We start from the raw sequence: 22936 nt of genomic DNA, 5'->3' as shown, positions 1-22936 counted from the left end.
ATGGCCAGAATTGCCAGTATACCGGCTCGCAGCAGTCACCAGAGCTCGCTACCGGTTTTAACCTGCAGTGGCTGGGGCATGCCAGCTTCTTAGTTAACACGCCGGATGGCCAGCAACTGCTATTTGATCCGGTATTTGGCCAGTTTGACTGGCCGGTAAACTGGGCGCAGCATCTGGTAGGTATTATCAGAAGGCCCTATACACCCAAACTGAGCGCCGAAAAACTGGCGGCCACCGATGCTGTGCTGTATTCGCATCTGCATTATGATCATTTCAGCCATGCCAGCATTGCACAAATAGGCACCGGCGCCACCTATTATCTGCCACTGGGCATGGCTGACTATATGCCCCAAGGCGGCTATCAAATTATTGAAAAAGCCTGGTACAGCCAAAGTGAACGCGGTGAGTTAAGCCTACATCTGGTACCGGCGCATCACTTTAACAACCGCAAGCTGTTTGATGACGACAACAAAGCACTGTGGGGCGGCTGGCTATTGCAGCAGAATGGCAAAACCTTGTTTTTCGCTGGCGATACTGGCTATTCCAACCACTTTAAGGATATTCAGCAGCGTTATGGCGATATTGATATCTGCCTGTTGCCGATAGCGTCTTACCACAGTGACAAGCAGCCAGATTGGTACCGCTATGTGCATACTACGCCGGAAGATGCGTTAGTGGCGGCAGAGGAATTGGGCTGCAAGGTGATGATCCCCTGGGGCTATGGTAATGCCAGCTGGCAGATGGGTGATATCAGCTCGCACTCGCCACTGCTGCGTTTGCTGCATATGCAGCAGCACCTGAATAGCCAGGTGCCGCTACTGATTTTAAATGAGGGCGACAGTGTCGCCCTGTAACAGTATGTGGTTACAGTACCGGCTTTAACCGCGCCTTTGCCGCCAGTTTGTTACTGAGTTTACCGGTTACCGCCCATACCAACAGCGCCAGCCAGGCAACCCAGGACAAACCGGCCGGAATATTCAGCAGCGCAATTTTGCCCAGGTGCTGGCGGTTAAACGCCAGTGCCAGCAAGCTGGGTAAAAACCACACCGCGAAAAACAACACCCCAAAGCCGACTAAAAACACTGCATCGGCCTGTTGCCAGGCACTGCTCATGGCGGCAATAAATTGGTTTAACGTTTCCATCTGTTAGTCCTCCTTAGTGGCTTTTTTTACGGCAGCTTCAATTACCATCGCAATCAGCCACATGGCAGCAAAGAAGATGCCGAAAGAAGCTAATTGGTGGCTATCGGCCTGCTGCCAGGCGGTAGTAAAGGGCGTTATTAACTGTTGTAAGGTTTCCATAGTTCTTTCCTCGCAGGGTTTAAAGTGTTTTGAGTTTAGATTTACAGTTCAGTGTTACTCAGCTTGTCCAGCTCAGCTTTAAGCGCCGCAACAGGATGGGCTTTGCCTTGCTGTACCACGGTATGCACGCTGGATAGGGCACTCAGATCGTTAACCGGGTTAGACGACAGCACGATAAAATCGGCAACAAAGCCTGCGGCCAGCTGGCCGGTATCGGGCAAATCCAGATGGCGGGCACCGCCTACCGTCGCCAGTTGCAACACCTGCCAGTTGGTCAGGCCGGCCGCCTGGCTAAGTTGCAACTCGCGCAGATAAAACGGCCCGCTGGCCACGCTGTCGGTACCAATCGCCAGTGGCACACCAGCGTCATACAACCGCTTAAGCAATTGCTGCACTTTTGGCATTTGCTGTTTGGCGGTGGTTACCTCTTCAGCCGTCCAGTCATAACTGGGTGCTGCCAGGGTAGTGCGCCAACCTTTGCGCATTTGCGGGTGAAACACCCACATATCCGGCTCCGGATATAAGGTTTCCAGCTCGCGGGCGAAGTAAATCATCTCGTTCGCCACCAGTGTTAAATCAAGCCGGGTTTGCTGCTGCGTCAGCGTAACGAGCAACCGCTGCATAGGGGCACTGTCATAATCAACATGCTTAAACCAGCTATAGGTAAAGCGGCCGCTGTGCGGATTTTTACGCTCGGCCAGATAAGCCGCCTTGCCCTCGCCGGTTAACAGCTCGGCGCTGGTGGGCAGCGCATGGGTTAGCGCATCAATACCCAAATCGGCGGCATACTGCCAGCTAACAGCATCCAGATGCGCTATGGCTTTCAGCCCGGCAGCGTGCGCTAAGCGAACCCCCATCGCTACTTCGTCTTTGCTCAAGCCCTGATAAAGTTTTATGTATTGTGCGCCCAACGCTTTTTGCTGGGCTATTTCGGCTTGCCAGTCGGCTTCAGTTTTTGGATACACCGAGCCACCCAGTATCGGCGTGGGCTCAAATACAAAACCGGCATAGGTCAATTTAGGGCCTGGCCAGTTACCAGCCTGCTGCTGGCGGACATATTCAGCATTAGCCTCGGTTTCACCCGCCGGGCTAAAGGCTGTGGTCACACCGGTGGCCAGTGTAGTAATGGCATGGTAACGGGTTAGTTCACTGTGGCCTTTTAAGGTAATTACCGGTTTACCTTGCTGCATTTCAACCCGCATTGGCCCGGCGGTCAGGTGCAGGTGTACATCAATCAGACCCGGCATCAGGTAATGGTCCTGTAAATCAACCGTCTTTGATGCCTCAGGCAATACGGCAGTACCCTGCTGCTGGCCTATTTGTGTAATACGGCCATCTTCCACCAGTAGCCAGCCATCGGTCAGCTGTTGCTCGGTGGCCGGGTTAAGCAAGGTCGCGTTGTGGTACAGCACGGTGTGCTGTGCTGGCTGTTGTGCGCTTGCCGACACACTCAACAGCGCGGCAATAACGGTTAAGGTAAATTCTTTTTTCATCATATGGCTCCGGTTTTGTTCTGTTGTTGCAAGTTAAGTCGTTGAAATTTCTTTAGCTGTTACAGAATATTTTTTTATTTTTTTGTGTAACACTTGGCAGCCAGCAACAGACTTAACGGGTATGCGCAATAAACAGCGGCATAGCCAGACACCGCACTTAACAGCAAGGCAGCAGGGTTTGATCACAGGAAGCAATAACAGCCAAAGCGCTACCGAGTTTGTGTTACAGCTATGGCAGCAGCATCAGGGCGCGATAAGCCGCAGCCTATTGGCCAATGAAGCCGACCCGGCAGCACGGCAGGATTTAAAGCAGGATATTTTCCTCGCCCTGCATCAGGCAGCTGAACGCTTACAGGCAGCAGAGCTACCACGGGCGTATTTATTTCGCATAGTGCATAACGTGACAGTTGATCATATTGCCCGCGCACAGCGGCATAAATGGCAACCACTGGATGACGATATCCAGCAGCAGCTACTGGATAACTGCCCGTCCGAGCAGTTGGGCGAGGCGCAGCAAAGCCAGCAACTAATGCAGGCGGTGCGGCGCTTATCGGCCGCCAACCGCCAGGTGATATTACTGGCGATGGAAGATTTAGATGCACCAGAAATTGCAACCATATTGCAGATCAGCCACGGCGCAGTGCGGGTGCGGCTGAACCGCGCCAAAACCGAATTAATGGAGTTAATGCAGAATGGCCGATAATTTTGATTTTGCTAAGCTGGCCAAAAGCTGGCAGCAGCAAACGGTGGCCGAAGAAACCCCGCCCAGTGCGGCGGATTTAGCCCAGGCCAGCCAGCGCCAGCGCGAGCAAAAACTGTTGATGTACGGTGAATGGCTGGGCGCACTGATTATGGCCGCTGCAGCAGTATGGCTAGTGGTTAACCTGCCCGGCTTACTGGGCGGCATAGCAGCGCTGTTTTTGGCGCTGGGGGCATTAAGCACGGCATATATCAGCTGGCAGGTACACCGGCCGATATTGGCCTATGACAACTGGAGCAGCAGCGGCTTGCTAGGCTTTCGCGTTAAAACCTGCCAGCTAAGCTTGCGCTATTACCGTTATACCCAGCTAAGCTGCGCCGCACTGGTGCTGTTTACGTTGATCTTGTGGCTAGTGCATGTGCTACAGCTGGAAAATACGCCACTAAACATACTGCTGTTTTACAGCCTGATTGTAGCGCCAGCCTGTGTATTTGGTATTTACCGGTTGCAGCAAAAAATACGGTTAAAAGGTGCTGAGTTAGTGCAATTAGAAGCGCTGGCAGAAGATTTTGCGCAAAGTGAGTAATGCTTTGCCTGGATGTATTGGATTAAACATAAGTGAGGTTGGAATCCCGATAGCACAGTCACAGAGTGTCTGAGAGTTTACGCCAGTAAACTCGAGTTGCTGTGGCGAGCATAGCGGGAATTGCAACCGCTTTTGTACAGCATGCAGTTTACAAAACCAGCCAGCCAAGCAATAAACTGCCGGCAAATACCGGCAGCGACCAATAATGAAACTCGCGCCACAGGCCCGGCTGTTTACTTAGCCGAAGCGCAATTAAATTGGCCAGCGAGCCAATGGCCAGGCCAAAGCCGCCCACACTCACGCCCCAGCTCAGCGCGCGCCAGTCAGCGGTAAAGTGCTGCAGAAAAATCGCTGCCGGTACATTGGAAATAAGCTGCGACAACAGCGCCGAGCCGCTATAGCTACCATTGGGCAGCGCCATCAGCTGCACCGCTAGCTGCTGCATCAGCGGCATCTGTGCCAGTAAGCCAAGGTCAATAAACATCAGCATAAATACCAGCAGCAGCAACCAGTCGATACCGCTGATTACCGTGCGCTGACACACCCCATATGCCAGCAGTATGACCAGCGCGGCAAAAGGCGCCAGCTGATACTCCATCGCCAGGATAAACAGCGGATAACCGGCCAGCGACCAGGCAAATAAACGCCGGTTATCGCTACTGTTATTATGCGGCACTCTGATACTCAGCTGCTTACTACTAAATGCCAGGCCACTTAATAGCAGAATTACCAGCAACAAACTCAGCGCCAGTGGCGCCATCATTAAGGTAAATTGCCAGAAGCTATAACCGGAGGCCTGCCACAGCAGCAAATTTTGCGGGTTACCAATCGGCGTTAAGCTGGAGCCGGCATTGACTGCCAGCGCCAGAAAAATAATCAGCCGGCCCACCGGAAGGCCTGTGAGGCGGCCAATACTCAGGCTGATTGGCACCAATATAAACAGTGCCACATCATTAGTAACAATGGCCGACAGCAGGGCAGCAAACACTAACATCAGCAGCGCTAACAGGCGCTCAGAATGGCAACGCGGCAATAGCCAGGCAGCAAAGCGGGCTAAGTAACCGCTGTCTTCCAGCGCCCGGCTAAGCAGCATTAAGCCGGCCAGTGCCGTAACGGTATGCCAGTCCACTAAAGCAACAATACCCGCCGGCGCTGTTGGCTGCAGCCATAACAGCACGGGCAGCAGAAGCAGCAACACAATTAACAGGTAATCTTCCCGCAAGCGGGATAGCAAAGTACGCATCAGGCTTTAGTCAGCAGCGATAATATCGGTGGCCATTATAGCGACTTTAAGCCAGCCTTGGCTGCTGGTTTTGGTTCAGGCTAACCACCATATCAGCAATAGCGGGCAGCTGTTGCCAGCTGGCCAACGTTAAACGCTGAAACGGTAGCATAAAGCGCGCAAGCTCGGTTGCTGTCATGCCTTGGCCACGCTCACGCCAAAGCTGCTGCTCTTGTTTGGCGCGCCAGCGGCACACGCTTTGCCAGTCGGGTGCGTTAAGCCAGATCAGCGGTTTCAGTAGCTGCCAGTATGCTGCGTAAGGCCCGGCCAGTTGTGTATTTACATAGTGGCGCCAGCGGCCATCACTATCTTCGCTGGCTTCCAGCGCGTTCACCGGCTCAGCCAGCTCGGCACTGGTTTGTGGCTTAACACCCAGGCACCAGCCTTCGATAATTAACACATCCAGTTGCTGCGCCGGTAAAGCGGCGGCAGGTTCATCCTGTGCCTTATCAAACTGCGGCAAGCTGACCTCGTATCCGGCTAATACCGCTTTAGCGTTAGCAATGGCGCGGGCAATATCGTGTGTACCCGGCACACCACGTTGCGCCAGTAACGGGTGAATAGCCAATGCCAGCTGCTGGCGCCGGGCTTTACTCAGATAATAATCATCCAGCGACACCGTGGCCGCCTTGATACCCAGCTGTTGCAGCTGCGCCACCAGCTTGGCCGCCAAGGTGCTTTTACCACTGCCCTGAGCGCCGCTAATGCCGATAACAGCAGGCTTGGGCAACGCTTGTAGCCGCTGCAATACCTGAGTAACCAGCGCCTGATAGTGCAACAGGCTGGCCGGGCTTAATTGATGTTGTAAGTTTGATGTCAGCAGCATGTTGATATCCTATTGTTTTTACGCAGACACTGCTTTAAGGTGAGCGCCAGACGCTAACACCGGGTAGCGCAGTTTCAGGGACGGTTGAGCGCTATGGCAGTAAAAATCAGTAACCTTAGTTTATACCGCGGCGACAAAGTGGTGTTGCAGCAGTATCAGCAACAGTTTAGCCAATCTCGCAGCTGTATTACCGGCGCCAATGGCAGTGGCAAATCCAGCCTGCTGTGTGCCATTGCCGGCATTTTACCTTACCAAAGTGGCACTATTCACTGGCGCGACAGCCTGATAAGCCAGGCCCACGCTGATATTGCCATCGCCAGCGACGCCATCCTGCTGCCGGAGTTTGCCAGCGCCAGCGATATTATTTTGTTAACGCAAAAGTTGTGGCAATTAAGCTGGCCGCAAAAATTAATTGATGGCTTTGCTTTTGCCCCTCAGTTGGATACCCGGTGCGCCAGTTTATCCACCGGCAACCTGAAAAAGCTGCAGCTAATTCTGGCTTTTATGCGCCAGCCGGCGCTGTTACTGCTGGATGAAGCCAATATCGCGCTCGATACCGCAGCGCAGCAGACGCTGTGGCAGCTGATAGCCGGTTTTGATGGCGACATTATTGCTGCCAGCAATGAAGCCGGCCTCTACGCGGCTAGGGGTTTTACACTGGTTGCGCTGCATGAGGTTTAGCGCTTACCTAAAGCTACGTTGGCGCTGTTTTTATGCCGCCAGCCAACAATTAATACAGCAACTGCAGCAATTAGTACTATGGATACTGGTATTGCTGGGACCGGCTTTGGCGGCGCTGGGCTTTATGTTGCTACTGGCATTGGGCTTACTGTATCAGCCTGGGCTTGCTGCAACAGAGCGGCTATTGCTGTGCTGGTGTTTACTCAGCGGCCAAACTTTACTGCTGTGGTTGTATCAGCAGGCCATTCTGGCCAGCCGTTACCGGCTGTTTTTACGTAGTTTCGCCATTACACCGCTGTGGCAGCGCAGCGTCGATATTCTGCTGATGTTCGTATGCAGCCCTATTCTGGTGTTGCATCTTTTGATCATCGCCGGTGCCGATCTCAGCCAGTGGCACACTGTGCTGCCTCAGCTGTGCTTTGCCTTATTGCAGCTGCTGTTTGCGCTAAGTGCGCTGTACCGGCCACGGCCCACAGTCACTTTGTTGTTACTGTGTTTACCGGCTTTGTTGTTATTACCGCTGCCTTTCAGCACCGGCCTGGGTGTTCTGGCCTTAATTTGGCTGTGTAGCCTGCTGCCAATACGCTTGTCGCTGCCGAAAATCAGCAGCCACAGCCCGCTGTTGTTTTGGTGCCAGCTGTGGCGTCAGCAAATGGCGCAGTGGTTAAGCCGCCTCATGCTGATACTGCTGTGCCTGCTTATTGCTTACATTAGCCTTAAGCAACGGCCAGATCTGGCGGCGCTAATCAGCTATAGCGCCGGTTTGCTGTTACTGCTGGTCAGCGCCAGTATGCAACTTAACAGTAATAACACTGTGCAGTTGTATCAGCTGTTTTTTCAGTTGTACCCACCCGTGCTGAAACAGTGGCAGTTTTTACCACCGTTGCTGTTAGGTTTGCTAAGTGGCACCTTGTTGACGCTGTTAGGGCCGCCAGCCAGTCTGTTACTGCTGTTACTACCTGCCTTTGTTGTTAGCTGGTATCTGGCCTGGCGCCAGCCACAGCGTTTTGTTGGCGGCTGGCTCGCTGCCAGCTTATTAAGCAGCGGCCTGTATATTCTGCTGGGTATTGGCTAAAGTAGCTGCATAATAACAGCTTAAACGGAAGCCATTATGCTAAACGCCGCGGCCAAACCCTTCGTTAAACTGGTAGAACGCTACCTGCCTGACCCTTATATCTTTGTATTACTGCTAAGTATTGTTGTGTTCGCTGCGGCGGTACTGCTGCAACAGCACAGTCCGCTACAGGTATTGCAATATTGGGGCGACGGCTTTTGGGGCCTGCTGAGTTTTTCGATGCAAATGCTGCTGGTGCTGGTGACCGGCTTTATGCTGGCCAGCACGCCGCTGGTAACCGGCTTGTTAAACCGGTTGGCAGCACTGGCGAAAAGCGCTGGTCAGGCGATTGTGCTGGTTACGGTAATCTCATTAATTGCCAGCTGGCTTAACTGGGGTTTTGGTTTAGTAGTCGGCGCCTTATTTGCCAAAGCCTTAGCAAGGCGCATTAAAGTGGATTACCGCTTACTGGTGGCCAGCGCCTATTCCGGTTTTATTGTCTGGCATGGTGGTTTAGCCGGTTCTATTCCGCTGACTATTGCTACGCCGGGCCATTTTAGTGAGGCGCAAATTGGCATTATCCCAACCAGCGACACTATCTTTGCTGGCTTTAACCTGCTGTTAGTGGCGCTGCTGTTTATTGCCGTACCGCTGCTGAATTACCTGATGCGACCCAGCGCTGCTGATAGCGTTTATGTTGATGCGGCTAAACTACAGCAAGACCGCCTGCCCGCAGCCAGTATTGACCGGCCGGCCGATAAGCTGGAAAACAGTCTGCTACTGGCATTGTTAGTGGGTTTTGCCGGCATTGCTTATCTGGTGCAGTACTTTGGCAAAGGCGGCAGCTTAAACCTGAACATCGTTAATTTCCTGTTTTTATTTCTCGCTATAGTGCTGCACGGAACACCCAGGCGTTTGCTGCATAGCCTGCACCAGGCAATACAGGGCGGCGCCGGCATTGTTATCCAGTTTCCGTTTTATGCCGGCATTATGGCCATTATGGTGCAGTCGGGTTTGGCACAAAGCATGTCGCAGTGGTTTGTCAGTTTCGCCAGCGCAGAAACGCTGGCGCTGTGGAGCTTTATCAGCGCCGGTATTGTGAATATTTTTGTGCCCTCTGGCGGCGGCCAGTGGGCAGTGCAGGCACCGGTAATGCTGCCAGCGGCACTGGAACTGGGCGCCGATGTTAGCCGCATTGCGATGGCGGTAGCCTGGGGAGATGCCTGGACTAACCTGATCCAGCCCTTCTGGGCCTTGCCGGTACTGGCAATAGCCGGGCTCAAAGCGAAAGATATTATGGGCTACTGCCTGCTGCAGCTAATCGTTACCGGGGTGATTATTAGCCTGGTGCTGAGTTTTGCCTGAGCCCCGACAATAAGGGGCCGTAACCGATAAAGCGTCTGACGGCCAGCAACGGCGGTTTATCGCAAGCTAACCTTAACAATATTGATAATGGTTATCATTAATGTATCATCTTCGAAACTTTCCGGAGGTGATGATGCAGTTAACCATGAATAAACTTAAGTTGGCATTGGCGGTACAACTGGCGCTGGTGCCGGCCTTTGTCAAGGCTGACACGAACAGTACGGCGGAAACAGCTGTCGAAACCATTAGTGTGCGTGGCCAATACACCGTTAATGAAACTATCGACACCGCCACCGGCCTGGGCCTAACCCTACTGGAAACGCCACAGTCGGTCAGCGTAATGACAGCGCAGCGGATCAAAGATTTAGACATCAGCTCTATTGCCGATGCCGTAATGCAAACACCGGGATTATCATCCAAAGCCTTTGACAGCACGCGTAATACCTTCAGTGCCCGCGGTTTTGATATCGATAAGTTTCAGCTTGACGGCGTGCCGATGGCCTGGAGTCTGGCCGGTGACTCGGGCGAAACCATTACCGACGTGGCCATTTACGAACGCATTGAAGTGGTGCGTGGCGCTACCGGCCTGTTAACCGGTGTCGGTGAACCGTCGGCCTCTGTTAACCTGGTGCGTAAACATGCTAATGCCCGTGAGTTGAGCGGTTATATCAATGGCGGTATTGGTAGCTGGCATAAACGCTTTGTCACCGGCGATGTCACCACGCCAATTGATGCAGAGGGAAATGTGCGTGTTCGCTTTGTGGCGAAAAAAGAGCTAAGCGACAGCTTCCGTGATTTGGCGCAAGAAGACAAAACCGTACTATACGGCGTGCTGGATGCCGATTTGAGCAACAGCATGACCTTAAGCCTGGGCAGCAGTTATCAGGACAATAACCCTACGGCGTCGACCTGGGGTGCACTGCCACCGCTGTTTACCGACGATACGCCAACCGACTGGGACAGAGGTACCACCACAGCAGCAGATTGGACGCGCTGGGATTCGACCAGCAAAAACCACTTTATCAGTTTAACCCAGCAGTTTAATAACGGCTGGCAGCTCAAAGTTAACCTGAATCACAATAAAAATACGGCCGACACCCGCTTATTGTATATCTATGGTGCAGCGGATAAAGACAGCGGCACCGGCTTATTTGCCTGGCCGTACAACAGTGACGGCTTTAGCAAGCAAACCAGTGTCGATGTTCAGCTGCAGGGCAGCTATGGCCTGCTCGGCCGCGAGCATGAGTTTGTGGTTGGCGCCTTAGACAGCCGGCAGCAATCAGAGGTGCAAACCTATGCCGCCCTGGTGTGGCCCGGTACCGGTAACTTTTACCAGTGGGATGGCAGCGTGGCAGAGCCGGATTGGGCCACAACGCCAGAGCAGGCGGTAAATCTTGCTACCGAGCAGTTTGGCCTCTATGCCGCAACCCGTTTTGCTATCACGGAACAACTTAAACTGATTGCCGGTGGCCGCTACACCGAGTGGCAACGTGCCGGCCTAAACTACGGTGCTGCGCTGGATTTTGGTGACGATAAGTTTGTGCCCTATGTTGGCCTAACCTATCAGATTGCCGAAGACCATATGTTATATGCCAGCCATACCGAGATTTTTACGCCGCAAAATGCCTATGATCGCAATGGCAACTTCCTCGATGCCATTGTTGGTAGCAATCAGGAAATCGGCGTAAAAAGCAGCTTCCTGGATGGCGCTGTGCAAACCGCCTTTGCCGTGTTTCGTATCGAGCAGGATAACCTGGCGCAGGCCGATGCTGCCTATAACGACCCGGCGAACAATTTCTTCCCGTCGTTTGCCGCCCGCGGTTCAGAAAGCAAAGGTTTCGAGCTGGAGCTGATAGGCCGGGTTAATGACAACTGGAACCTTAGCGCGGGCTACTCGCAATTTCATGCTGAAGATCGCAACGGCGCAGATATTAATGTTAACCACCCGCGCAAAAAGCTGAACCTGTTCTCTACCTATACGTTTAGCGATGCGCTGGCCGGGCTGACTGTGGGTGGTGGTTTAAGCTGGGAGAGCGAGTCGTACAGTGATGTCATACCGCTGTTGTTAAGCGAGCAAACCTATCAGGTGAAGCAAGACAGCTTTGTACTGGCCAACCTGATGGCGCGTTATGACGTGAATAAGCAATTATCGCTGCAGCTGAATGTGCATAACCTGTTTGATAAAACCTACTACAACGGTTTAACCCAGCAGTATAACTTCGGTGCGCCGCGTAACTTTAGCTTAGGCGCTACCTGGTCGTTCTAAGCTGATTATCAGCAGTAAAAATGGCCGCAGATGCGGCCATTTTTGTCTGTGTAATCTGACAAACTCTGCATGACATGGTTTGCTCACATCAACACGCAATAAATCATCCCTGAGGCTCGATTCCGGCCATCCATGGCCTCCAACGGTTGATTTAGAGCAAACCAGTCATGCATTTTCGCACCTGCTTAGAAGTTATAGCGCAGATTAGCGCTGATAGCCCGGCGCTGGCCGTAGAAGCAATCACCGCGTGCCAGGCAGGAGGTAATCACGGTTTTATCGGTGATATTCTGTGCCTGCAGGCTTAACTGGTAGTCACCAAAGTTATAACCGACCATCGCATCAAACAGCGTATAGCTGTCGGTGGTCAGCGGCTCATTTAGCACCACACCATTTTGCGCCACATAAGCAGTACCGTCTGAGGTTTCGCCAACATAACGCACCCCGGCGCCAAACTGCCAGTTGTTTAGCAGCACCGGGCGCCACGTCGCCCAAAGCGAGGCTAAATGCTCTGGCTGCGCAGCTAAGGTGGCCCCCAACTCACCCATGCGGTTGCTCTGGCTGACATAGGCATCGATATAGGCATAGCTGGCGTAAATATCCAGCTCGTCCCAGGCCAGCTGGGCTTCCAGCTCGACACCTTTAGAGGTCACTTCACCGTCCTGCACCTGGCCGTTGGGGTTAATTAGCGCCGGATCCGCTGCCTGCGCCGCCGATAAGGTGGTGGTGCGGTTTTGCTCGGTAATATCAAATACCGCTGCCGTTAGCAGATGCTCAGTGCCTTTTGGCTGGTATTTTAAACCGGCTTCTAACTGCCGGCCTTTTTTCGGTTCAAATGGCTTGCCGAAAGCATCGGTACCAAGCAGTGGCTCGAACGACTCACTTAAGCTGATATAGGGCGAGATGCCGCTGTCAAACAGATACATTAAGCCTAAACGGCCGGTAGTGGCATGTTGCGTCGTGCTGGCGCCGTTTTGCGGGTTAGTGGTGGCGCGGTCACGGCGCAGCGCGGCTGACACTAACCATTTATCAGCAATTTTCATATTATCCTGCATGTAAACGCCGGCCTGATAGACGGTGCTGGACGGGTTATCGGCTATATTGGCCTCGGTGGGCAGATTAGCGACCTGGCCATATACCGGGTTATACAAGTCCAGTAAACCACCGGTGGCGGCATAAAAGCTGTCGTTGTCGGTATAAGCGTTTTGATAATCAAAACCAGCCACCAGCCTATGCTGCACCGCGCCGGTTTGCAGTATGCCGTGCAGCTGCACATCACTGGTCAGGGCGCGCGCGTCGGCGTCACTTAAATACACTACCCGGTTAACACTGCGGTTATCGTCCTGCAGCACAGGTGGCCAGCCGTACAGGGTATGGTAATCGGCATGGCTGTCACTGTAGCGGCTGGCTAAACGCAGCTGCCAATCAGCAGATAAATCGTGCTCAATAATCGCTGTTAACGCCGTTTGCTCGGTATCGTATTTATCAAAGCCTGGCTCAGAGACAAAGCGGTTGCTGGGGATCTGGCCAAATTCATTTGGCAATAGCGTGCCCTGATGCGGGAAAAACTGCGTGCTGGAGCCGGATTCATTCTGCTGGAAATTCGCCAATAGGGTAATTTTAGTGGCATCGCTGGCCTGCCAGCTAAACGACGGTGCCAGCACCACACTGTTATCCGGCACATAGTCGGTTTGGGTGTCGCTGTCGCGCCACAAGGCGACCATGCGGCCCTGCAGGGAGGCATCGTCATTTAACGCGCCGGTAATGTCGCCGGCCAGTTGTTTGCGCGAATAATTTCCCAGTTGCGCCCATAGCTGGCCACTGGTCACCGGCTCGGGCTTTTTGCTGACTAAGTTAACAATACCGCCAATCGAGCCCTGGCCGTACAGCACTGAGCTGGGGCCTTTTAAAATTTCAATTTGTTGCAGCGCATAGGGTGCAATACGCACATTGTTGTAATAGCCAAACAGTGATTTTAAACCGTCCAGATACTGCACCGGCGACACACCGCGAATTTGCGCCCAGTCACCGCGGGTATCCAAACCGTAAGGGCCATTATATAACCCCGACACATAACCCAGTGCGTCCTGCACCGTCAGCGCGCCCAAATCGGCAATGCGCTCTTCGGTGAGAACCGACACCGACAGCGGCGTTTCAATAATTGGTGTGTCTGATTTAGCCCCAGACGCACTGACATACGAAATTAACCCGCGTGAGCTTTTTACCGTAATCACTTCAACTGCTTGTTCATCGGTGTTGCTATGTTCTGCATAGGCAGAAAACGTCAGCGCGCTGGCAATACCCGCGGCCAGTATTGAATACTTCATAACCTACTGATCCTGTCACTGATTAAAATGGCGCCTTATTCTAATTGAGAATAAATATCAATTACAAGCATGGTTGATAAGTATTCTTATTAAGATTAAACTGTGTGTCGGAATTGAGGGTACAAAGGCAGTGGTATATGGCAAAACTTAGTAATCGCTTTTGGTTTCAGCTACATGGCTGGTTTTCACTGCCGATCTGGCTGATTTTCTGCTTTGTTTGTATCACCGGCACTATAGCCGTGGTCAGCCATGAACTGACCTGGCTAACTAACCCGGCAGCGCGCGCCACTAACCCGGACAATTTAACGGCCAAACCCATTGCTGAACTGATCGCCGCGGTGGAGCAGGCCTACCCGACAGCGGATGTCGGCAGTGTAATGGTGCTTGAGCCTTATCTGGTGAATGCCGTTATTTTTACCGACCATGACAAGCCGCAGGCGATTGCCTACGTCAACCAATACACAGGTGAAATTCAACAGGTAAATCAAGGCATTACCTTTATTGGCTTTATGCGCAGCCTGCATGGCTGGCTATTATTTCCGTGGCAAAGCAGTTATAGCATTGGCTACTACCTGGTATCAGCCATGGCGCTGGTAATGCTGGGGGCATTAATTACCGGGCTGATCATTTACAAAAGCTTTTGGCGTAGCTTTACCCAACCGAAAATCCGTTTTAACCAGGGCAAAAAAACCGTGCTTACCGATTTACACCGCTTGGCCGGCGTCTGGTCAATCTGGTTTTTAATCGTCATGAGTGCTACCGGTTTGTGGTATCTGGTGCAGGCCGTCATGTGGCATGCCGATATTGATATCGAACCGCATGCGCCGCTGGTGGCGGCAGCGCAATTGCCGGCTACACAGCAAACGCCACCGGTCAGTTTTGCCGATGCGATGCAGATTGCTAAGCAGCGCTTCCCGGATTTTCAGCCCAGCTATTTAATGCTACCCGAGCATAACCGTGGCATGTATAACCTGATGGGTGGCGGCGACCACATATTTTATGATCAGTACGCGTACAACCTGAGCATTAACCCCTGGACCGGCGACATTGCGCAGGAAAAATCGCCGGCAACTATGAGTGCGCTGCAAACCATATCGCATATTGCCGACCCACTACATTACGGCACTTTAGGTGGCATCTGGACCAAAGCCATCTGGTTTTTGTTTGGCCTGCTGTTATCCGGCATGTCGATTACCGGTTTTATGATTTGGGGCAGCCGCACTGTGAAGGCCGTGCGCGCCAGCCGCGCAAGCACAGTATTGCAGGAGGCGCATGATGGCGCAAAATAAAGGTTTTTGGCAGCGGCACAAATATAAGCTCAATGGCTTGGTATTAGTGCTGCCATGCTGGTTTTTATATCAGTCACTGACACCGCAATTCCCACCTGCCTGGCCGGCACAGCAACTGGGCAGTTTCGAGGTTGCGCCTATGCCGCTGAATTTAGAGCCTCCTTATGCGCATCATGATGAATACGTTAAAGACTTTTACCTGACCTTTAGCCAGGGTGATATCAGTAGCATTCGCCAGGCTTATATCAATATTGGCCCGGCGGCGTTACCTCTGGTACAGCTGCAACAAGGTGAAGAGGGTATACTGCACGGCAGCCGCCACGGCCAGCATGTGCATGCGATAGCACCCAAAACCTTAAGCGCCAACGACAAAGTCTGGCTAACGTTGCAAACCTGGCAGGGTGAGCTACTAACGACAAGCTGGAGCCTACCGCCCCAACTGCTGCAGTAAATTGCCAGCGCCGTAATAATGTATTAGCCTGAGCGCCGGTGTACTGCAGTAAAAGGATTACCGCATGGGCGTTGCCGCCATAATATTTGCCCTTGATGTGCTGTTAACCTCGTTTTGCGTTTATCTGGCCAGCCGCTTAGCCTGGGTTAAAGCCGAGCTTAAAGTGCTGTTGTCAGTGGTGTTTGTGGTGTCGTTAGTGGCATTAATCCCTGGCTGGGGTTGGTTGTTGAGCATTATTGCCTATATTTATCTGCTAATGCGGGTGATTAACGCCGATTTTAAAGATGCGGTCTGGATAGTAATTTATACCAAGTTGCTGTCTGCTCTGGTGTTGTTGTTTTTGTCCCAGGCTGGCGTTATTACCTTTAACCGCTTTGCCGGGTAAAGACACCACCGCCGTGCAAAGCGCGGCAAAACGCTATGCCTTATTTTAACGTGCAGAATAGCCAAACCTTTCACTGCACCGTGGTTGAACACGGCGCTACACCAGAGCGTGAGCCGCAGCTGGCAGAGAAAATACCGGATCATCGTCTCTGTTTGGTTGTCTAAAAGATTCGATTTAAAAAAAGGCGACCGTCTTAAAGTCGCTTAACGCAGACTGTCACACCTTCGGCTGTGCTCTGGTGATTAGCGCCATACAATCAATCTCCGCTGGCAAGGTGCCGTAATTGCTGCAGATGTTCGGTATCAGCCGGGCGCGGATAAAGGCTTCGGCTATCATGGCCTCGCCATATTGCAGCAATACACTGGCCTGTAACAGCAGTGCCAGTTGATCAACTATACTGCGGGCGCGGTATTCCAGCGTACTGCTGTCGTGCAGCGCTTGCTGCAACCGGGCAAAGGCGGCGTCGTAGTCATTGTTGCGCCCGGTTACGCTTTGCAGCTCGCTGAGGCAGGCTTCTAAGGCTGCCGGTTCTTTTTGCATGGCGCGCAGTACGTCCAGGCACTGAATATTGCCCGAGCCTTCCCAGATGGCATTGACTGGCGCTTCACGGTACAGCCTCGGCAGAATATTCTCTTCGACATAACCGACGCCGCCAAGGCACTCCATCGCTTCATAGCAAAACTGCGGCGCGCGTTTGCATATCCAGTATTTACCGATAGCCGTCGCGAGGCGGACAAACTGCTGTTCGCTAACCACGTTTTGGTTATCCAGCGCATAGGCCACCCGTAAACTCAGCGCCAGCGCAGCTTCGCTGTCGAGCGTCAGGTCGGCCAGTACATTTTGCATCAGCGCATGCTGCTGCAGGTTTTTGCCAAAGGCGCTGCGCCCGGCACTGTGGTGCAGCGCCTGCGCTAAGGCGGCGCGCATTAGCCCGGCAGAGCCTGTCATGCAGTCAAACCGGGTCAGCGCCACCATATCAATAATAGTGCGCACACCGCGGCCTTCATCACCGATGCGCCAGGCAAAGGCGCCGCGAAACTCCACTTCAGATGACGCATTAGAGCAGTTGCCCAGTTTGTCTTTTAAACGCTGGATATAAAACTGATTTTTACTGCCATCTGGCCGCCAGCGCGGTAATAAAAAGCAGCTTAAGCCGGCATCGGTTTGTGCCAGCGTTAAAAAGCCGTCGCACATCGGCGCCGAGCAAAACCATTTGTGCCCGACCAGCGCGTATTCAGTATCGCTTAGCCGCTGCGCCTGTGTCGTATTGGCGCGCACATCTGAGCCACCCTGTTTTTCGGTCATCGCCATGCCGATAGTCAGGCCGGCTTTGGCAAAGTAGGGTTTATTCGCCGGATCGTACTCTGCGCTTAATACTTTTCCCAGCCAGTCGGCCGCGCCTTTGGGCGCTTGCTTAAGCACCGGTACGGCGGCGTAGGTCATCGTTAACGGGCAGCCGGAGCCGGCATCGGCCTGCATATGCTGATACACCAGGGCGGCGCGGGCCACCTGGGCACCTTTGCCTGGTTTCACCCAGGGCGCTGACGGCAGGCCAAAGGTTACCGCCGCCTGCATCAGTTGATGGTAAGCCGGATGAAAGCGCACTTCGTCAATACGATTACCAAAGCGGTCATGGCTGTGAAACTCTGGTTTATATTTATTGGCCAGAAAGCCAGCTTCAGCGAGCGCGCCACCACATAAACCGCCGTAACTGGCCAGATCGGCACTGTGCGCTGCGCCAAAACGGCTGACCCAGTACTGCAGGGTGTTGTCGCTAAGCCAACTGTTAAACGGCGTGAGTGATGATGGCTGATTAAACACCTGGTGGGTTTCAGCACCGGCAGTGTAAGGCCGTGCTGCTGGAGAGTTATCTGACATCCGCGCCTCCTGCTGTTGTTATAGCAGTGAAGCATGGCGCGGATGAATTCTCAAGTATCGCGTTCAGCTGCGGCAGCAGCAACGCTATCTGACAAACAGCCAACCTCGGCCTGGCTATTTTTTGTACAGAATAAACTATACTTAGCCATGTTCTGGCGCAGTAGCCGACCGTCGGCCTGGCGCCTATCCTGACAGGAGCACGGTTATGGCAGCGGCAAAACGTATTATTATTTGTTGTGATGGTACCTGGAACGAACCGGATCAAAACCCGACTAATGTCACCAAGCTGGTGCGCAGCATTAAACCTACCGCCAGTGATGGTATGCATCAGGTGGTGTTTTACGATCAGGGGGTTGGCACCGGCGGCAGCATAGACAAATTTGTCGGCGGCGCCTTTGGTAGCGGGCTGGAGAAAAACGTGCTGGATTGCTACCGCTTTTTAGTACACAACTACGAGCTGGGCGATGAAATATACGCTTTTGGCTTTAGTCGTGGTGCTTACACAGCACGGGCTTTTGTTGGTTTTATCCATGCGGTGGGCTTGTTGGAAAAGCCACAGCTGGATCAGCTAAAAACCGCTTATAAATACTACCGCACTGAGCCAGACAAGAGGCCCGCCGGCAGTTACGACGACAACTACCGGCCCGATATCCGCATGGTGGGCGTGTTTGACACGGTAGGCGCGCTGGGCGCACCGACGCCGCTGTTAGGTAAGCTGACCCGCGGCTGGGTCGGTTTTTTTAACACCCACTTAAGTCAGCAGGTAAAACATGCCTATCATGCGCTGGCGCTGGACGAGCGGCGCGCACCGTTTCAACCCGATTTATGGACCGGCAACATTAATGACGACCAACATGTCGAGCAGTGCTGGTTTTCCGGTGCCCATTCTGATATCGGGGGTGGCTATGAGAAATGCGGTTTATCCGATATTGCCCTGCAGTGGATGCTGATTAAAGCCAGCGCGTTGGGGCTGGAGTTTAACGACAACTACCTGCTGGAGCTGTGTGAGCCCGATTTAACGATGGCACCACACAATTCCTACTCTGCCGGCTATAAACTGCTGGAAAAGCTCGGCGCTGGCGAATCGGTACGCCGCCTTTATGGCGATCCGGCCAACCCACCGCTGAACATCAGTATTCACGACAGCGTGTATCAGCGTATCGCTGCCGGGTATTATCAGCCGCAAAACCCCGATTTTCCTGCTGCCGATAAACTGTCTGACCGGCGCAGCAAATCACGCTTTGTTATTACTGACACCCCGATTGCCCAGCTAACGTTAAAAGAGTTTGCCGAACAGTGCCAGTTGCTGGACTACAGCCAGGGCGGCGGCGCGCGCATTCAATATAATGGCGCGCTGAAAAAAGGCGACAACCTGAGTATCAGCAGCAGTCATTTTGGCAACAGTAACGCCCTGTGCGTGTGGAAAAAAGGCAACCAGTACGGCCTGCAGTTTGCTGCCTGAACATTCAGGCAGCACTGTTTTGCAGACTCAGGCGTTGACGGTTGTCGTAGGCTATTTTAATGCTGAAGGTGCCGGGCGGATGCCAGAGGCGTCACGGTTTACCTCCAACAGAGTGTTGTTGTAAAAACTGCGCAATCTGCTGGTTTAGCCAGTCGGGGGCGTCGGCCATAATAAAATGCCTGGCATCACCGGCAAAGGCAAAGCTATGGTATTGCGCCGGGGCATTGGCCAGCTGGGTTTCATAGTTTTGTTGTACCTGTGCCGGTGTGCTGTAAGGCGCGCCATGTTGCAGGGCACCCAGCGTTAGCACCGGTACGCGGATATTTGCCAGTTGCGGCCGTAAATCAGCCCGCATTAACTCACCCATCACCCGGCCCGAGGTCGCACCGTCCGAGCGGTACATATCCGCCACGATACGCAGCTGCCACTGCTCATTATTGGTCATGCTTTTCGCCATAGCCATAGGGTCAAAGCCGCCTTGTGGCTGTTTGTTGTCACTGTTATCAGCCTGGTTGGCAGCAAATAGCGCCCCCAGCGCCGGTAAACCATCCACATTTATCGCCGCGCCAATCTGCTCGGGTGCGGTAGCGGCCAGGGCCAGCGCTAAATACCCGCCTAGTGAGTGACCAATCACTACAGGCTTATCCAGCTGCTGTTCGCTGATATAACGCAAAATCGCCTGCTGTTGAGTGGCCAGATAGCCCTCACCCCAGCTTTGCATCGGAATAGGCGCCACACCGGCAAAACCGGCCAGGGTAAAAATATGCAGCTGATAATCTGCCTCTAACGCCGCTACCGTGCTTTGCCATACCTCGCCGGATGATGCCAGGCCCGGAATAAGAATAACCGCCGGGCCCTGGCCCACGACCTTTACCGCAAAGCACGCACAAGCTTGTTGTTGCTCCGTGCTTATGGCTTGCGGCTGTGCTGTCGCCGGCAGGCTGATTAGGCTGCCAGTTAAGCCCAGTGCCAGTACTAAGGTGCGGATGTTGCTGTTGAATGTGTTCATAATGGTTGCCCCGTTGCATGGTTAAGTACCTTGTTGTTGTGGCCAGTGTAAGTGGGGCGGCGCGAGGGCACAGCTGGCAGTTGTCAGCAATTGCGCCTGACAACTGTCATGATGGAATATGACCTTTGTCACTGGCGCACCAGGGCGCAAGCTGATTACACTGAGCGCCGGCCAACAGCGGGAGCGACGGATGACGCCTTACGACAAGCTGGAAACTAAACTCAGCTGGGTTTATCTGATAAACCTGATTTTTTATATTATTCCGCTATTTAACGTGCGTTTTGCACTGTGGCAGTATCTCAGCATGGCAGCAGCGCTGCTGCTGTTTTTATGTTGCTACTTCTGGGCCTATCGTTGTAGCCGCCGGGAAATGCATTGGCCGATAGCCGGTATTGTGCTGGTTGCCACGCTGATCACGCCGGTTAACCCGGGCTCTATCGCCATGTTTGCCTATGCCGGTTTTTTTATTGGTTACGCCTACAGGCTGCGACCTTATCTGATCGTGATGGCGCTGCTAAGTGCACTATTAATACTGCTGTATCTGCTGCTGGATATTAAGTGGAACCTGTTTCTGGTAATGGGCTTGCCGATAGTGCTGGGTGTCAGCCTGCTGGGGCGCGCCGAGCAAGCTAAATTGTTGCACCGGCTGGCCGAGCAACAAAGCGAAGATGAGATTAAACAGCTGGCCACCATAGTCGAGCGCGAGCGCATCGCCCGTGATTTGCACGATATTTTGGGCCACACCTTGTCCAGCATTATTTTAAAAGCCGATTTAGCGGAAAAACTGTTGGCCCGCCAGCATACTGATGCCGCACAGCAGCAGTTAAGTGAACTAAGCCAGATCGCCCGTGATGCGCTTAGCCAGGTGCGCCAGAGTGTGTCGGGTTATAAACATCAGGGCTTGAGTGCAGAAATCACTAAGTTACTTAGCCGTTTGCGTGATGCCGGTTTTCAGGCGGTGCTAACAGGTGATATACCGCAGTTAGACGCCAGACGCGAAACCGCGCTAATTCTAGCCCTGACCGAATTGGTTACTAATGTCATTCGCCACAGCAAGGGCGACAGTTGCCGCCTGAGCTTTTTACAGCAAGGCGCTGAATTCACTATCTGCCTGCACGATAACGGCCAAAACAGTGAGATTAAAGAAGGCAACGGCATCCTTGGCCTGCGCGAGCGGCTAGCCGCCATTGGCGCCACGCTGGCGTTACAACAGCACGACGGGGTAACCGCCCTTATCCAAGGGCCACGGCAGGAGAGCGCATAATGCATATTTTACTGGCGGAAGATCAGGCTATGGTGCGCACCGCGCTGGCCAGTTTGTTGCGCCTTGAAGCCGACTTTCAGGTCACTGAAGCCGCAGACGGCAACGCCGCCCTTAAGCTACTGAAACAACAAGCGTTTGACTTACTGCTAAGCGATATTGAAATGCCGGGTAAAAGCGGTATTGAGCTGGCGCAATATGTACAGCAGCAAAAGCTGGCGACCAAGGTGGTAATTATTACCACCTTTGGCCGCGCCGGCTATGTCAAACGCGCCATTGATGCCGGCATCGGCGGCTTTTTATTAAAAGATGCCCCGGTAGAGCAATTGGTAAGTGCAATTAACCAGGTAATGGCCGGCAAGCGCGTAATAGACAGCGAACTGCTGTTAAATTCATTGGGCGAGCAAGACCCGCTAAGCGATAAAGAGCGCCAGGCGCTCAGACTGGCAGCAGAGGGCCACAGCAGCAGCGAGATTGCCGCGGCGCTGTATATTGCCGAAGGCACAGCACGGAATTATTTATCGGAAGCCATCAGCAAACTCAATGCCGCCAACCGCATAGATGCGGCGCGCATTGCCCGGCAAAAAGGCTGGTTGTAGCAGCAAAGTAAATAATGCCATGTTATGCTGCTGCAAAAGCACAGCAAACGGATAAACAGCGTGGCATTTCAGGCGGTTATTTTTGATATGGACGGCGTACTGATTGACTCAGAGCCGTTATGGACCCAGGCTGAGCAGGTTATTTTAGGCGGCCTGGGGGTAGATTTTAACCAACCGCCGCTGTTGCAAAGCACTGGCCTCACTACCGCCAGCGTGATAGCGCACTGGTATCAGCACCAACCCTGGCCAGCGCTGTCGCCCGAGCAGGTGCACCAGCACATTATCGACTTTGTCGCCAGTGGTATTGCCGCCAGCGGTGAAGCCAAAACCGGCCTGCCGGCCTTACTTGATACCATTGCCTCGCAGTCGCTTAAAATGGCGGTCGCGACCAATTCACCAAAACAATTGCTCGATACCACCTTGCAGCGGCTGGCTATCCGTCATTACTTTAGCGCGCAATGTCATCTGGAGCTGGTAAAACGGGGTAAACCGGCGCCGGATATTTATCTGTTAGCGGCAGAAAAACTGGCTGTTGCACCACAGCACTGCCTGGTATTTGAAGATTCATTCGCCGGCGTGACAGCCGCTAAAGCGGCGGGCATGACGGTAGTAGCGATTCCGGCTGAACACGAGTGGCAGCACAGTAAGTTTGACATTGCCGATCATAAAATCCGCTGTTTCAGTGAGTTTGATTTGCCGCAGTTTATCAACAGCAGGGACTAA

The 22936-nt window shown here is 53.2% G+C and carries 23 protein-coding genes; 15 read left to right on the top strand and 8 right to left on the bottom strand.

Annotated features, from left to right (window positions below; genetic code table 11):
- Positions 1–62: 62 nt before the first annotated feature.
- A complete protein-coding gene (locus RNAN_RS13065; protein WP_202802304.1) occupies positions 63–854 on the top strand; it encodes an MBL fold metallo-hydrolase in 792 nt (263 codons plus the stop codon).
- 10 nt (positions 855–864) lie between these two features.
- On the opposite strand, the gene RNAN_RS13060 is transcribed toward RNAN_RS13065, so the two are convergent.
- The 3 genes from RNAN_RS13060 to RNAN_RS13055 are packed head-to-tail and all read right to left on the bottom strand — an operon-like array spanning position 865 to position 2798.
- A complete protein-coding gene (locus RNAN_RS13060; RefSeq protein ID WP_008222519.1) occupies positions 865–1143 on the bottom strand; it encodes a superinfection immunity protein in 279 nt (92 codons plus the stop codon).
- Positions 1144–1146: 3 nt separating this feature from the next.
- Positions 1147–1302: a hypothetical protein gene (locus RNAN_RS19325; RefSeq protein ID WP_008222518.1), complete on the bottom strand. Its 156-nt coding sequence runs from the start codon at positions 1300–1302 to the stop codon at positions 1147–1149.
- 41 nt (positions 1303–1343) lie between these two features.
- Entirely contained in the window at positions 1344–2798 is a 1455-nt protein-coding gene (locus RNAN_RS13055; RefSeq protein ID WP_008222515.1) for an amidohydrolase family protein, read from the bottom strand.
- A gap of 118 nt (positions 2799–2916) precedes the next feature.
- On the opposite strand from RNAN_RS13055, the gene RNAN_RS13050 reads away from it, so the two are divergent.
- Together RNAN_RS13050 and RNAN_RS13045 are read left to right on the top strand one after the other, a co-directional pair.
- The gene (locus RNAN_RS13050) at positions 2917–3498 is read left to right on the top strand and encodes an RNA polymerase sigma factor (RefSeq protein WP_008222513.1); all 582 of its coding nucleotides are present in this window, start codon (positions 2917–2919) and stop codon (positions 3496–3498) included.
- On the top strand, positions 3488–4081 hold the full coding sequence (locus RNAN_RS13045; protein ID WP_008222511.1) for a hypothetical protein: 594 nt from the start codon (positions 3488–3490) through the stop codon (positions 4079–4081). Before RNAN_RS13050 ends, RNAN_RS13045 begins: the two co-directional genes overlap by 11 nt.
- Positions 4082–4229: 148 nt before the next feature.
- Here the strand turns inward: RNAN_RS13045 and RNAN_RS13040 are convergent, their stop codons facing one another.
- Together RNAN_RS13040 and RNAN_RS13035 are read right to left on the bottom strand one after the other, a co-directional pair.
- Positions 4230–5324 (bottom strand): SLC13 family permease, encoded by a 1095-nt coding sequence (locus RNAN_RS13040; protein ID WP_008222509.1) that lies wholly within the window; start codon positions 5322–5324, stop codon positions 4230–4232.
- 46 nt (positions 5325–5370) lie between these two features.
- The gene (locus RNAN_RS13035) at positions 5371–6189 is read right to left on the bottom strand and encodes a kinase (RefSeq protein WP_008222507.1); all 819 of its coding nucleotides are present in this window, start codon (positions 6187–6189) and stop codon (positions 5371–5373) included.
- A gap of 93 nt (positions 6190–6282) precedes the next feature.
- Between RNAN_RS13035 and RNAN_RS13030 the strand changes: the two genes are divergently transcribed.
- The 4 genes from RNAN_RS13030 to RNAN_RS13015 all read left to right on the top strand — a co-directional run bounded on the left by RNAN_RS13030 (position 6283) and on the right by RNAN_RS13015 (position 11555).
- Positions 6283–6870, top strand: a complete 588-nt coding sequence (locus RNAN_RS13030; RefSeq protein ID WP_008222506.1) for an ABC transporter ATP-binding protein — start codon at positions 6283–6285, stop codon at positions 6868–6870.
- Positions 6860–7945, top strand: coding sequence for a DUF6136 family protein (locus RNAN_RS13025; RefSeq protein WP_008222505.1), 1086 nt, complete (start codon positions 6860–6862; stop codon positions 7943–7945). The genes RNAN_RS13030 and RNAN_RS13025 overlap by 11 nt, the downstream gene beginning before the upstream one ends.
- Before the next feature lie 36 nt (positions 7946–7981).
- Positions 7982–9289, top strand: coding sequence for a short-chain fatty acid transporter (locus tag RNAN_RS13020; RefSeq protein WP_008222504.1), 1308 nt, complete (start codon positions 7982–7984; stop codon positions 9287–9289).
- 100 nt (positions 9290–9389) lie between these two features.
- Entirely contained in the window at positions 9390–11555 is a 2166-nt protein-coding gene (locus tag RNAN_RS13015; protein WP_237739923.1) for a TonB-dependent siderophore receptor, read from the top strand.
- 185 nt (positions 11556–11740) lie between these two features.
- Here the strand turns inward: RNAN_RS13015 and RNAN_RS13010 are convergent, their stop codons facing one another.
- Entirely contained in the window at positions 11741–13879 is a 2139-nt protein-coding gene (locus tag RNAN_RS13010) for a TonB-dependent siderophore receptor (RefSeq protein WP_008222502.1), read from the bottom strand.
- 137 nt (positions 13880–14016) lie between these two features.
- Between RNAN_RS13010 and RNAN_RS13005 the strand changes: the two genes are divergently transcribed.
- The 4 genes from RNAN_RS13005 (at position 14017) to RNAN_RS19530 (ending at position 16168) form a co-directional block, all read left to right on the top strand.
- Positions 14017–15168 (top strand): PepSY-associated TM helix domain-containing protein, encoded by a 1152-nt coding sequence (locus tag RNAN_RS13005; protein WP_008222499.1) that lies wholly within the window; start codon positions 14017–14019, stop codon positions 15166–15168.
- Positions 15152–15619: a PA2404 family protein gene (locus RNAN_RS13000; RefSeq protein ID WP_040552155.1), complete on the top strand. Its 468-nt coding sequence runs from the start codon at positions 15152–15154 to the stop codon at positions 15617–15619. The genes RNAN_RS13005 and RNAN_RS13000 overlap by 17 nt, the downstream gene beginning before the upstream one ends.
- A gap of 64 nt (positions 15620–15683) precedes the next feature.
- Positions 15684–16004, top strand: a complete 321-nt coding sequence (locus RNAN_RS12995; protein WP_008222495.1) for a hypothetical protein — start codon at positions 15684–15686, stop codon at positions 16002–16004.
- A 35-nt stretch (positions 16005–16039) separates the two neighbouring features.
- On the top strand, positions 16040–16168 hold the full coding sequence (locus RNAN_RS19530) for a hypothetical protein (protein ID WP_008222493.1): 129 nt from the start codon (positions 16040–16042) through the stop codon (positions 16166–16168).
- Between the two features lie 52 nt (positions 16169–16220).
- Here RNAN_RS19530 and RNAN_RS12990 read toward each other — a convergent pair whose 3' ends face one another.
- Positions 16221–17882, bottom strand: coding sequence for an isovaleryl-CoA dehydrogenase (locus tag RNAN_RS12990; protein WP_008222491.1), 1662 nt, complete (start codon positions 17880–17882; stop codon positions 16221–16223).
- Between the two features lie 205 nt (positions 17883–18087).
- On the opposite strand from RNAN_RS12990, the gene RNAN_RS12985 reads away from it, so the two are divergent.
- The gene (locus RNAN_RS12985) at positions 18088–19344 is read left to right on the top strand and encodes a T6SS phospholipase effector Tle1-like catalytic domain-containing protein (protein WP_008222487.1); all 1257 of its coding nucleotides are present in this window, start codon (positions 18088–18090) and stop codon (positions 19342–19344) included.
- Between the two features lie 91 nt (positions 19345–19435).
- On the opposite strand, the gene RNAN_RS12980 is transcribed toward RNAN_RS12985, so the two are convergent.
- Positions 19436–20353, bottom strand: coding sequence for an alpha/beta fold hydrolase (locus RNAN_RS12980; protein WP_008222485.1), 918 nt, complete (start codon positions 20351–20353; stop codon positions 19436–19438).
- Positions 20354–20471: 118 nt separating this feature from the next.
- On the opposite strand from RNAN_RS12980, the gene RNAN_RS12975 reads away from it, so the two are divergent.
- From RNAN_RS12975 to hxpB, 3 genes are read left to right on the top strand one after another with little or no spacing between them, the layout of a single operon-like run.
- Positions 20472–21617: a sensor histidine kinase gene (locus tag RNAN_RS12975; protein WP_008222483.1), complete on the top strand. Its 1146-nt coding sequence runs from the start codon at positions 20472–20474 to the stop codon at positions 21615–21617.
- Entirely contained in the window at positions 21617–22213 is a 597-nt protein-coding gene (locus RNAN_RS12970; protein ID WP_008222481.1) for a response regulator transcription factor, read from the top strand. The genes RNAN_RS12975 and RNAN_RS12970 overlap by 1 nt, the downstream gene beginning before the upstream one ends.
- Positions 22214–22273: 60 nt before the next feature.
- A complete protein-coding gene (gene hxpB, locus RNAN_RS12965) occupies positions 22274–22936 on the top strand; it encodes a hexitol phosphatase HxpB (protein WP_237739922.1) in 663 nt (220 codons plus the stop codon).

Source organism: Rheinheimera nanhaiensis E407-8 (assembly GCF_000296695.1).
GTDB classification, from domain to species: Bacteria; Pseudomonadota; Gammaproteobacteria; order Enterobacterales; family Alteromonadaceae; genus Alishewanella; species Alishewanella nanhaiensis.
Note: the sequence above shows the minus strand (reverse complement) of the source record. Positions and strands in the feature narration are given on the sequence as shown.